Here is an 11,822-nt window from a genome sequence, read left to right as displayed (position 1 = left end):
TATGGTCCTAACGCGATCCGCGTATGCGACGAGAGAGTTCGGAGGCCAGCGCCTCAAACGGAGCGGCAAGGATGTCTGTCCGCCCGACGATGACATAATCGCTGCCTTCCGCCATGTCACCTGCGGCATGACAGCGAAGTGCCTCCTTGAGGCGACGACGAATGCGGTTGCGCTGTACCGCATTGCCGGATTTTTTGGTGACGGTGAAACCGGCGCGCGCCGGCAGTCCGTCAGCGCGTTCCAGCACCTCAAGCAGAAAAAGCCGCCCACGGCGCTTTTCACCGCGCCGGACAGCCAAAAACTCTGCCCGCTTGCGCAGCGTGCGCGGCGGGGTGTGGTGTGCGCTCTTGCCGGTCACCGGCAAGCTTTTCAGCGTCCGCTCAGGCGGAGAGACGCTTGCGGCCACGGTTGCGGCGTGCAGCAACGACGCCGCGGCCGCCCTTGGTGGCCATCCGTGCACGGAAGCCATGCCGGCGCTTGCGGACGAGCTTCGAGGGTTGATAGGTGCGCTTCATTTTTTAATACCGCGGTGTGCGGCCCTTCTTGGATCTGTCGCTATGAACAGGAGCTATGCCGGGCTGTCTGACGCAATAAAATGCGCCGGAACCATTGGCCCGAACGTGAGCGGGCTTATAGAAAGAAGGTCTGGCGGAGTCAATTGCTGGTTGGTTGCCTGAATTGGCTTTTAACACAGGCTGAGAAGCAGGTTTCGACCCCTGCAATCCACTGCAAAGGCACCTTCCCTATCGGCGGGGCTAGAGGAAGGGCGTTGCTCACGACACTTTACCGTGTCCTCCCCAGACGCTCTACGATACCCCATCTATCCTCTGCCTATACCTTCAACTCTTCACGCGCAGGTGACCGTCCTTCCCTCGTCAGTCAAAACACGGTGAACCTGCGCTATCGCGCTTGCCCGGACCGGCCAACTGGCCCATCTGGTATGGACAAGGCCGCCTTGGTGGCTGGCCTGCATGCGCATGGCGCGAGGAGAGTGTCTTTTGGCCCGGCGCGTTTTGCCCACCGATCAATCTACCCCCACTGGTAACCTGTGGCGCATTGCGCCGCTGTTCGTGGTGGCGGCGATGCTGGCCTTTGGCTACGCCATGGGCTGGCAGCGTTATCTCAGCCTTGAATATCTCGCCGAGAGCCAGGAAATGTTGCGCGGCTATGTCGCCGCCAGGCCCGTACTGGCGCCGCTTGGCTTTATCGCGCTTTATGCGGTGGCGGTCGCAGCTTCTTTCCCCGCAGCCTCGGTGCTGACGGTTTCTGCAGGCTTCCTGTTTGGCTGGGCGCTTGGCGGTGCAGTTGCTGTGATCGGTGCCACGATCGGTGCGACGCTGCTGTTTCTGGCCGCGCGCACCGCTTTTGGCGGATTTCTGCGACGCAGGCTCGGTGGCTTCTCGGCAAAACTGGCTGATGGATTTGAAAAGGATGCCTTCTCCTTTTTGCTGGTGTTGAGGCTGGCGCCGTTCATTCCCTTTTTCATCGCAAACATCGCCCCGGCGCTTTTCAACGTGCGGCTCTCGACCTTCACGCTCGCCACCGCAATCGGAATCATTCCCGGTGCTGTAGCGTATGCTTTTCTCGGCGAGGGGCTGGGCAGCGTGTTGGCCGCAGCTGAAGGCGCCGGTCGAGATGTCGGCATCAAGGATCTCGTCACGCCCGAAATTACCATCGCTTTCGCCGCGCTGGCACTGGTGGCGCTGATCGCGGCCATCGTGAAGAAGCGCTGGAAGGGCACCGGCTCGGCCTGACGAAGGCACGACGCCCAAAACCTGCTAGGGTCTCGGCTGCAAGTCGCAGGCGGGCCCGCCAATGCAGCGGCAATCTGGAACGGAAGAGACGCTAACCCCATGCCAACCGCGCAGAAAACGCTCACCCCCGATATTTGTATCATCGGCGCCGGCTCCGGCGGGCTGTCGGTCGCGGCTGCCGCCGCATCGTTTGGCGTGCCGGTGGTATTGATCGAAAAGGGCAAGATGGGTGGCGACTGCCTGAATTATGGCTGCGTGCCCTCCAAGGCGCTTTTGGCTGCAGCCAAGCGTGCGCACCAGATGCGCCATGGGTCGGCCTTCGGCATTGCCGATGTGGAACCCGACGTCGATTTCGCCAACGTGAATCGACATGTGCATCAGGTTATTGCTGCGATTGCGCCCAATGATTCCGTCGCTCGCTTTACCGCGCTTGGCGTCCATGTGATCCAGGCCGAGGCACGCTTTACCGACAGCCGCACCGTGGTGGCCGGCGATGTGATCATCCGTGCTCGCCGCTTTGTCATCGCCACAGGTTCGGCGCCGGCGGTGCCACCCATCCAGGGGCTCGACAACGTCGACTACCTGACCAATGAGACATTGTTTGACCTGACACGCCTGCCGCGCCATCTCATCATCATTGGCGGCGGGCCTATCGGGCTGGAGATGGCACAAGCGCACCGGCGGCTTGGTTCCGAGGTAACGGTGCTGGAGCGTAGCACCGCCCTTGCCAAGGACGATCCCGAGCTTGCCGCCATCGTGGTCACCAGTTTGCGCGCCGAGGGCGTGGTGATCCGGGAGGGCACCGAGGTCAGCCGCGTGGAGAAGCGTGGCAAGACCGGTCTGCGGGTTTTTTGCAAGGGTAGCGACGAACCCGTGGATGGCACGCACCTGCTCGTTGCCACCGGACGCAGCGCCAATATTGAGGGGCTCGACCTCGACAAGGCCGGCATCGCCTTCGACAAGAAGGGCCTGCAGGTGACGGACAAGCTGCGCACCTCCAATTCTCGTGTCTATGCCGTAGGGGATTGCGCCGGTTCCCTGCAATTCACCCATGTCGCGAGCTACCATGCTTCGCTGGTCATGCGGCCATTGCTTTTTCGGCTTCCGGCGAAGGAAAATCGCACCATCATTCCGTGGGTCACCTACACCGATCCAGAGCTTGCCCATGTGGGGCTTGGCGAAGAGGCCGCACGGAAAGAACACGGCACCATTCGTGTGCTGCGCTGGCCGCTTGGCGAGAATGACCGGGCGCAGACCGAGCGCCAGACTGAGGGCCATATCAAGCTGATCGCCTCCAAACGCGGAAAGATCCTCGGTGCCTCAATCGTTGGTGCGCATGCCGGCGAAATGATCCATATGTGGGCGCTGGCAATCTCCAAGGGGATGAGCCTGAGGGACATTTCGGCGTATGTGCCGCCCTACCCTACAGTGAGCGAGATTGGAAAACGCGCCGCAATCACCTATTTTGCACCTAGTGCCCGCAATATATGGGTACGACGGGTGGTGCGCTGGCTGCGCGCCTTCGGCTAACGGGGCGACAAAGAACCATTGAGCGAGACAGTGACAGATCAGAATGCGGGGGGCCGGGTGCCGCTATCGCGCGGTCTGTCGACCAAGCTTCTGCTGCTTACGATCCTGTTCGTGCTGCTGGCCGAAGTGTTGATCTTCATTCCCTCGATAGCCAATTTTCGCCTGCGCTGGCTGGAGGAGCGGCTGGGGGCCGCAGCTGCCGTATCCGCCGTGCTGATGCAAGGCGACCCGCAGAGCTTTTCGCGTTCCGTTCAGGACGATGTGCTGATGTCGATCGGCGCACGCGCTATTGCGGTGCGCGACGGCGGCGTATCGCGGCTTTTGGTGGTGACCGAAATGCCGCCACAGGTGGACGAGCAGATCGACCTTGCTGCGACCGGACCTATGCAGGCGATGATGGGCGCGACTGACACGTTCGTCTATGGCGGAAACCGGATGCTGCGCGTGTTCGGCAAGGCCGGCGAGAGTGACAAGCAGTTCGAGCTGATTATACCTGACTGGAAGCTGCGCGCGGCGATGCTGACCTATTCGCGCAATGTCGCACTTCTGTCGCTGCTCATTTCCCTGATCACGGCGACGTTGGTTTTCCTCGCGATTAACTGGATCATGATCCGCCCGGTGCGCGCGATGACGCGCTCAATGCTGGCATTTTCGCAAGCGCCCGACGATCCGTCACGCATCATCCAGCCGGAACCTCGCGGCGACGAGATCGGTGTGGCGCAACGCGAACTGGCCGGCATGCAGACGCGCCTGCAAAGGACACTGGGCGAGCAGAAGCATCTGGCCGACCTTGGCCTCGCCGTCTCCAAGATCAACCACGACATGCGCAACATTTTGGCCTCGGCGCAGCTGCTTTCCGACCGGCTGTCGGGGGTGAAGGACCCCGCCGTGCAGTCGTTTGCGCCCAAACTGGTGCGCGCACTTGATCGCGCCGTTGCCTATACGCAAGGGGTGCTCGCCTATGGCCGTGCCCAGGAGGCCCCGCCGGCGCGCCGACGCCTTCTACTTGCCAGGCTTGTCGACGAAGTTGAGGGCCTGCTTGGACTGGAAGCTGCGGGCATCGCTTTTGCCAATGAGGTCGACCCCGCCTTCGAGATTGACGCTGACAGCGAGCAACTGTTTCGCGTGCTGACCAATCTGTGCCGCAACGCCGCCGAGGCGATGGCCGCCGATCAGGAGGTGGCACTGGTCCGCCGCCTGTCGATTGCCGCCGAGCGGACCGGCAGCATGAGCCGCATTCTGGTGACCGATACCGGCCCCGGCCTGCCGCAAAAGGCGCGCGAAAACCTGTTCGCCGCCTTCCGCGGCTCGGCCCGCAGCGGCGGCACCGGGCTTGGACTGGCCATCGCCCATGAGTTGGTACGCGCCCATAGCGGAACGCTGGAACTACTGGAAAGCGTCGGCGGACGGACGGTGTTTGCAATCACCATTCCCGACCAGCCGGTGCAGCTCGACGAGGCGAGGAAGACGCTGCGCCGCCAAGCGTGACGTGCCGGTGGCGTGCGCGGCAAGCGCTGCACTGTAAAGCTCGAAAGCCAGACCTGACAGCTTTTTCCGTGATCCCATTGCGCGGCCAATTACGCCCCTTGCCGCAACCTCACTGCAGGACAGCCGCATATGAAAGTTTTGTGGCAAGCCGCTTGCATTTGCCGCCATCACTCGCTAGGTACCAGCTCGATTGCAGCCGGAGCGGTTTCTCCGGTAGCAGGGCCATGAAAGGCCCGGCGCGCGCCCGTAGCTCAGCTGGATAGAGCACCAGACTACGAATCTGGGGGTCAGAGGTTCGAATCCTTTCGGGCGCGCCAACTTTTAGTTGAGCGATTCTAGTCGTGGATCGATCCGCCTAAACTTCGAAGTGCGAGCTATTTCGGGCGATGATCCAAGCAGCGATGTCGCTTTCGGTACAATGGACCGGACGCCTTTTAGTATCGCGAAATCCTGAAATCACACTGTGGCTTGGTAGACCAATGATTGTCCGGGGGTATCAACAATCTGGAGATCTGCGCGCGCCGCCCTAGTTTGGTCCCTTCCTGCCGCGACACTTTCCTGCCGCGACACGAAAGGATTCCGCTATGCTCCGCCGCCTCGCCCTTGCCGTTGTCGCCATGTTGCTCACGGCCATCCCGGCATCTGCCCAAACGAGCGTCGAGACGCAGGCACCCAATGCGCCGAAGCAGCAGCCGGTCTTTGCCGGGCAGACGCGGGCGCCCTTGCCCGCGTCCTTGACCCAGCCGCTTGTCTCGGTGGTGGCCGAAGGGTTGCCGCGGCTTTGGGGGTTGGAGTTCTTGCCCGGGGGCGCCATGCTGGTGACCGCCAAGGAGGGGCGGATGTTTATCGTTTCGCCCGAGGGCAAAGCGGGGCCCGACATTGCCGGCGTGCCAGCCGTGGATGCCGGTGGGCAGGGCGGGCTTCTCGACGTGGCGCTGGCGCCTGATTTCGAGCAGAGCCGGCGCATCTTCTTTTCGTTTGCCGAGCCGCGCGAAGGTGGCAACGGCACTTCGGTTGCAAGCGCAACATTGGCGCTGGACGCAGACGCGCCGCGCCTTGGCGATATCCGCATCGTCTTCCGGCAGACGCCGACTTTTGCCGGGCGTGCCCATTTCGGTTCGCGGCTGGTATTTGCGCCCGATGGGTCGCTCTATGTCACGGTTGGCGAACGCTCCGATACAGCCGTGCGCGGGCAGGCGCAGGATATCGCCAGCGGGCTTGGCAAGGTGTTTCGCATTGACCAAACCGGTGCGGCGCTTCCGGACAATCCCTTTATCGACGTCGACGGTGCGCTACCGGAGATCTGGAGCCTTGGCCACCGCAACCTCCAGTCGGCAACGCTGGACGGCACGGGCCGGCTGTGGACTGTCGAACACGGACCGCGCGGCGGCGATGAATTGAATCGGCCGCAGGCGGGGCTCAATTATGGCTGGCCGGAGGTGACCTATGGGATCGACTATAGCGGGGCGCCGATTGGAGACGGCATCACCCGCACCGCAGCCACCGAACAGCCGGTCTACTACTGGGACCCGGTGATCGCGCCGTCGGGCATGGCATTTTATGATGGCACCATGTTCGCGAGTTGGAAAAATGCCTTTCTTGTCGGCGGGCTGGTCGCTCAATCCGTGGTTGTGCTGCACATGGGCGGCGACCGCGTGGTGGCCGAAGAGCGCGTTGACGTCGGTGCGCGGGTGCGTGACGTGAAAGTGGCGCCTGACGGATCTGTCTTTGCCGTCACCGAGAATGGTGGCGGCAGCCAGATACTGCGGCTTTCAGCGTCGGCACAATAGTCAGCCGAGAAGGCTGCGGGCGGTGCGCATAAAGATGCGCGCGCCAATTGCAATCAGGTCATCAGGGAAATCATAGTCCGGATTGTGCAGCGATGGCCGGTCGACGCCGGCGCCGAGGAACAGCATCGCGGATTTCGACGCATGGCCGAACGTGCCGAAATCCTCAGACGCGCGCATCGGCAACTGGGTCTCGTCATGGGGAATGTTTTCCGCGACCAGCGCGGCGCGCAGATGCTCTACAGCCTCGCCATCATTGAGCGATGCGACGAATATCTCGTGATAGTCGAAGCCGTGGCGAAGGCCGCTTTGCTCAGCCATATCCTTCAACAGAGTTTCTGCCGCACGGCTCAAATCGGCCATGCGCTCATCCAGCCTTGTACGCAGCGTGGCGCGGATTTCGGCATGACCGGGGGCGATGCCAAACACGGGTTCTCCCATCATGGCGTGGGTCACCGTCACCATGGCAAAATTGTCATCGTAAAAACTGCCGCCCCCAAGCTTTTCCAGCGCCGGCATCAGCTGGCTCATCGCCAGCATCGGAGAGATGCCCGTTTCGGGCATGGAGGAATGAGCGGTCTTGCCTTCAAGAATAATCCGCATGCCCCGCGAGGCGCAGTTCACCACGCCGGGCTTCAGACGCACATGGCCAAGCGGGGTGCCCGGAAGATTGTGCAGGGAGAATGCAAAATCGGGACGGATTCTTTCATAGCGCGGGTCAGCGACTACACCGGCTGCGCCATCGCCGGTTTCCTCGGCCGGCTGGAACATCAGTACCACACGCCCGCGCGCTGGCGGCCTACGGCCGAATTGACGGCCAAGCGCAGCCACGATGGCCGTATGCCCGTCATGGCCGCACATATGCGAAGTACCGGGTACCGTGGAACGGTGGGAAATGTCCGACAACTCCTCGATGGGCAACGCGTCGAGCTCGCTGCGAAAGAGGACCGTTGGCCCAGGCGCGCCACTGTCGAACACCATGGCAACACCATGTCCGCCAAGCCCGGTCAGCACGTTGGCAGCACCCGTATCGGCAAGAAAGTCGACAACGCGTTGGGCGGTCTCTTTCTCGTCATTGGAAATTTCGGGATACCGATGCAGTTCGTGCCGAAAGGCGATCAGATCGGCGATATCCTGATTGGTCAGTTCCATGCTGGGGTCCACATCGATGCAAACAAGATCAATCCGTCCTAGCAGGGATGACAGGCCGGCGTCGACGGTACCCGCCGCTGGACCAGCAAAATGTTGCTCAGCACGCCATGGTCCATGACCTTGGGAGGGTGGGGCACAGGCGTTTTCAAGCGCCACAACAAACAAGTGAGTTTCGCGTCGATACAAGCTATGAGTGTTGAAGCATTTAGCTGCCAAGGACGGCCGCAACTGATCCAAACGTGTCAGGGTATTGCATGGACGGCGAACACTTCTACGGCCATCTAACTGCAATCGTGGGCGCACAGAACGCGTCGCTCTATGCCAGCAGATTTGGCGGATTGGATGATATCCAGCACGGAAGCATCCTGAATTTCGAGGCTTTGGCCTTCTATGTCTACACAACCAGCATGAATTGGCATGACCACATCAATGAACAGCTTTGGGCAGGTAATCCCGGCACCGAAATCCGTGCGTTTTGCGATGTCCTGAACTCCGCGCTCCAAAAATTACCGGCCTTCAAAACGAATGGAGGGGTGGTGTATCGCGGCTATAAAACGGCAGACGTCGATGCATTTCTCGAGCCCTACAGACCTGGCGAAATGGTGCATTTTCGGGGTTTTACCAGCGCAAGTATCAAGGAGGACCAGGCCTTCGGAGGAAACATTTTGTTCATAATTCGGGCGCTTACTGCACGGGCAGTGTGGTTTCTCTCAGCCAACTTCCACGAATGTGAAGTCTTGATTCCGGCTGGTCGTCATTTCACTGTAGCAAATGTGATGCGGGATCAGGGTCGGGCCATCATCAGCCTGGAAGAATTAGAATGAGCGACAAGAAGAAAGCGAACGAAACAGAAACCGTTAGCCGCGGCATTAAGGGCCGGAAGAACCCTGGCGCGAAGCGCTCTGATCTTGTTATTGATCGTGCCCTTGCCGAGCGGTTTTTCAAGGCATCGCTGCCCCCCTTCCCTGCGACGCCGATGCAGGAACGGATGCAATCGTCTCGCGGCTAGATATCTCTTCACGGAGCTGCTTCCGCCCCGGTGACAGCCCATCTGGTTTAAGCTAATCCTGCAGCCATGATGCTGCCTTCTGATCCTGCCGCCAATCTTGCCACGCTTATCCGGTGCCCTTCGGTGACACCCGCGGAGGGTGGTGCGTTATCTGCGCTGGAGGCAATGCTTTTGCCGCTCGGATTTTCGGTCGAGCGGCCTGTCTTCAGCGAGGACGGCACGCCGGAAATCGAAAACCTTTATGCAAGACTATCTGGCAACGGACCGCATCTGATGTTTGCCGGGCACACCGATGTGGTGCCGGTGGGCGACGAAGCAAGCTGGACGTATCCTCCCTTTGCCGCCGAGATTGCAGGCGGGCAGATGTATGGCCGCGGCGCTGTCGACATGAAGGGCGGCATTGCCTGCTTCGTCGCCGCTGTCGCCCGCCATATAGAAAAGACCGGAAGGCCTAAGGGTTCGATCTCGTTCGTCATCACTGGCGATGAGGAAGGTCCGGCTATCAACGGTACCACCAAGCTACTCGACTGGGCAAAAAGCAAGGGCGAGAGCTGGGATGCCGCGCTCGTTGGCGAGCCGACCAATCCGGATACACTCGGCGACATGATCAAGATCGGGCGGCGCGGCTCGATCTCGGCGACGCTCACCATAAATGGGCGGCAGGGCCATGCCGCCTATCCCCATCTGGCCGACAATCCGGTGCGCAGCATCGTCACGCTTGTCGATGCGCTTTTGGCTCCGGCCCTTGATGGTGGCACAGCCGATTTCCAGCCGACCAATCTGGAGGTTACCTCCATAGATGTCGGCAACCCGGCGACCAATGTCATCCCGGCGAAAGCCACTGCCATCTTCAATGTGCGCTTCAACGACAGCTGGAACGTCGAGACCCTGCAGGCGGAAATCCACAACCGGCTGGACCGCGCTGCCCGTCGCACCAAGCTGCGCCAGGGCAAGCCCGCGCCTGTCGATTATGAGCTTGTCTGGCGCGGCGTTCCAAGCCAAGTCTTTCTGACCCGTGACGAAAAGCTGATCGGCACGCTCTCAGGATCAGTGGCAGCCGTGACCGGCAAGGTGCCGGTGCTGTCCACGTCAGGCGGAACATCGGATGCGCGCTTCATCAAGGATTATTGCCCGGTTGTCGAGTTCGGGCTGGTCGGCCAGACCATGCATATGGTCGACGAGCGGGTCGCGCTTGCCGATCTGGAGACGCTGACGCAGATTTACGAGCGCTTCCTCGCAGACTGGTTCGGGTGAGACGCAATGCCCACAGCCGATCAGATCGAGACTTATCTCAAAGGGGCCTGGCTGCTCCTGAAAGGCAAGCCGGAAGGCCTGAAGCAGCTTGACCTTTCCGCCGACGGGTTCTGGAATTCCTTCTTTGCCATCATTCTGGCGCTGCCACCCTTTGTGGTGGGTTGGGCAGCGGTGGCCAACGATCTGAGCCTCAGGCCCGATGTTTCCGGCGGGCGGTTTTCTATCTTCTTACGCCTCGGTTTCATCGACATTGCTACCTGGGCGTTGCCCCTGGCCATGCTAGCGCTCGCGGCTCGGCATGTCGGGCTGGCCAGTCGGTTCGTCGCCTATGTGGTTGCCACCAACTGGTCCCAGGTGATCATCGTCTGGATGATGCTGCCACCGGTTCTGCTGCAGCTTTTCTTGCCCGATACCAAGGAGATCGTCACCTTTGCGACTCTGACGATCTTCCTCATTTCGATGGTGCTGTCCTGGCGGCTGACAAATGCGGTGCTGGGCAAGGGGCCGGCAGTCGCCAGCGGGTTATTTGTCGCCATGCTGCTCGCGGCGTTCGCCGTTCTCCTCACCCTGCAGGCGCTGCTTGGACTGACCCCATCTGTTCACTACGCCGGATAGTCTGTCTTTATCTGCCGTCGTGCACCGCCGTAGCTGCCCGCCACCGCTGCCACCAGGGTCAACGCCATGGCGCAATAGGCGGCAGCCGAAAAGCCGAACCGGGCGTAGATGGGACCAAAACCGCCCGTGCCGGCGAACACCGCAAGGTAGGTTACCGCACTGTTGAGCCCCATCACGGTACCGCGCTGCGACGGATCAATCGACGTCAGCCGCATGATTAGCAGGTTCAGCCCCAAATGGTTGGAAAGTCCCCACAGAAACACGACAGCCAGCACCGCAACAAAGCTTGAGGCTGCCAGCCCCAGCAACAGATAGACGACCGCAACAATGACAAAGACTATCGGCATCATCCGGCGCGCGCCCACCCTGTCGGCAACCCCGTCCAGTGCCGTCGCACTGCCAAAGCCGATGCCATAGATGAGGGCTGCCAGGCCATTGGCGCTGACAGATTGGCCAAGACCATCATGGAGGTGGGCCCCGAGGTAGCCATAGACGCCGTAGAATGCAGTCATAAACGCACCACAAGCCAGCAATAGCGGCTTGACGCCCTCGATATTGGCGGTAGCCAGCGGCGATGAAGCGGGCCCGGTGGCCGCAGCCTGGTGCGCGGGCAAAAGCGCCATCCCCGCGCTGGCGACAAGCGCCAGCAGTGCAACAACGCTATAGACCGCGCGCCAGTGAATGAAATCGGCAACCACTGCCGCCAGCGACACACCCGCAACCATGCTGAGGGTCCATCCGGTCAGCACAAGGCCGATGGTGCGGCTTTCGCGCCCCGGCGGTGCGATGGCCGCAGCGCTCGAATAGATCGCCGGCAACGCGACGCCGGAGGCTATGCCGGCAGCACATTGAGCTGCGACCAGCACCATGAGTGTGGGCGCTACGGCACAGGCCAGCATGGTCGCAGATAGAACCACCATGGACAGCCTCAGCATGCGCCCGGCCCCCAGTCGGTCAATGTGGCGCGCGAGAAACAGAGCGCTGGCAGCCGTGCCGAGACCAAAGGCACCCGAGGCCAGCATCACCATCGCTACACTTGCGCCCAACGACCGCGCGACCTCCGGGGCGATGGGTCCAAGAGCAAGCGAGTTAGACCCGATCACGCCGATACAGCCGGTCAACACGTAGGCAGCGGCAGGAATTCCTGGAACTGCCGGGACAGGAGCGGATTGATTGAGCTTCGACATTTTGGCATAATCGCAAAATGTCATTCAGCAACAAGAGGGCATCAAG

The 11,822-nt window shown here is 61.2% G+C and carries 12 protein-coding genes and 1 tRNA gene; 9 read left to right on the top strand and 4 right to left on the bottom strand.

The window, feature by feature from the left end:
* Positions 1-7: 7 nt before the first annotated feature.
* Entirely contained in the window at positions 8-364 is a 357-nt protein-coding gene (gene rnpA / locus GA830_RS07520; protein WP_374939311.1) for a ribonuclease P protein component, read from the bottom strand.
* 16 nt (positions 365-380) lie between these two features.
* The gene (rpmH, locus tag GA830_RS19945; protein WP_008833937.1) at positions 381-515 is read right to left on the bottom strand and encodes a 50S ribosomal protein L34; all 135 of its coding nucleotides are present in this window, start codon (positions 513-515) and stop codon (positions 381-383) included.
* A 483-nt stretch (positions 516-998) separates the two neighbouring features.
* Here rpmH and GA830_RS07515 point away from each other — a divergent pair, with 483 nt between their 5' ends.
* The 5 genes from GA830_RS07515 to GA830_RS07495 all read left to right on the top strand — a co-directional run bounded on the left by GA830_RS07515 (position 999) and on the right by GA830_RS07495 (position 6,562).
* Entirely contained in the window at positions 999-1,754 is a 756-nt protein-coding gene (locus GA830_RS07515) for a TVP38/TMEM64 family protein (protein WP_258045588.1), read from the top strand.
* Between the two features lie 99 nt (positions 1,755-1,853).
* On the top strand, positions 1,854-3,284 hold the full coding sequence (locus GA830_RS07510; protein WP_195164426.1) for a dihydrolipoyl dehydrogenase family protein: 1,431 nt from the start codon (positions 1,854-1,856) through the stop codon (positions 3,282-3,284).
* An 18-nt stretch (positions 3,285-3,302) separates the two neighbouring features.
* Entirely contained in the window at positions 3,303-4,772 is a 1,470-nt protein-coding gene (locus GA830_RS07505) for an ATP-binding protein (protein WP_195164425.1), read from the top strand.
* 240 nt (positions 4,773-5,012) lie between these two features.
* Positions 5,013-5,089: transfer RNA gene (locus GA830_RS07500), tRNA-Arg, on the top strand.
* 267 nt (positions 5,090-5,356) lie between these two features.
* Positions 5,357-6,562 carry a PQQ-dependent sugar dehydrogenase gene (locus GA830_RS07495; RefSeq protein WP_195164424.1) on the top strand — a complete coding sequence of 402 codons (1,206 nt, stop codon included), beginning with the start codon at positions 5,357-5,359 and terminating at the stop codon, positions 6,560-6,562.
* On the opposite strand, the gene GA830_RS07490 is transcribed toward GA830_RS07495, so the two are convergent.
* On the bottom strand, positions 6,563-7,711 hold the full coding sequence (locus GA830_RS07490; protein ID WP_195164423.1) for an amidohydrolase: 1,149 nt from the start codon (positions 7,709-7,711) through the stop codon (positions 6,563-6,565).
* A gap of 254 nt (positions 7,712-7,965) precedes the next feature.
* Here GA830_RS07490 and GA830_RS07485 point away from each other — a divergent pair, with 254 nt between their 5' ends.
* The 4 genes from GA830_RS07485 (at position 7,966) to GA830_RS07470 (ending at position 10,589) form a co-directional block, all read left to right on the top strand.
* Positions 7,966-8,535 (top strand): ADP-ribosyltransferase domain-containing protein, encoded by a 570-nt coding sequence (locus GA830_RS07485; protein WP_195164422.1) that lies wholly within the window; start codon positions 7,966-7,968, stop codon positions 8,533-8,535.
* Complete coding sequence (locus tag GA830_RS07480) at positions 8,532-8,720, top strand: hypothetical protein (protein WP_195164421.1); 189 nt, start codon at positions 8,532-8,534, stop codon at positions 8,718-8,720. Before GA830_RS07485 ends, GA830_RS07480 begins: the two co-directional genes overlap by 4 nt.
* Positions 8,721-8,786: 66 nt before the next feature.
* Positions 8,787-9,974 carry a succinyl-diaminopimelate desuccinylase gene (gene dapE / locus GA830_RS07475; protein WP_195164420.1) on the top strand — a complete coding sequence of 396 codons (1,188 nt, stop codon included), beginning with the start codon at positions 8,787-8,789 and terminating at the stop codon, positions 9,972-9,974.
* Positions 9,975-9,980: 6 nt separating this feature from the next.
* Positions 9,981-10,589, top strand: coding sequence for a transporter (locus GA830_RS07470; protein ID WP_195164419.1), 609 nt, complete (start codon positions 9,981-9,983; stop codon positions 10,587-10,589).
* Here the strand turns inward: GA830_RS07470 and GA830_RS07465 are convergent.
* Positions 10,577-11,776, bottom strand: a complete 1,200-nt coding sequence (locus GA830_RS07465) for an MFS transporter (protein WP_195164418.1) — start codon at positions 11,774-11,776, stop codon at positions 10,577-10,579. The genes GA830_RS07470 and GA830_RS07465 overlap by 13 nt on opposite strands.
* Between the last annotated feature and the right edge of the window lie 46 nt (positions 11,777-11,822).

The sequence above is a fragment of the Mesorhizobium sp. NBSH29 genome (assembly GCF_015500055.1).
Lineage (GTDB): Bacteria > Pseudomonadota > Alphaproteobacteria > Rhizobiales > Rhizobiaceae > Neomesorhizobium.
Note: the sequence above shows the minus strand (reverse complement) of the source record. Positions and strands in the feature narration are given on the sequence as shown.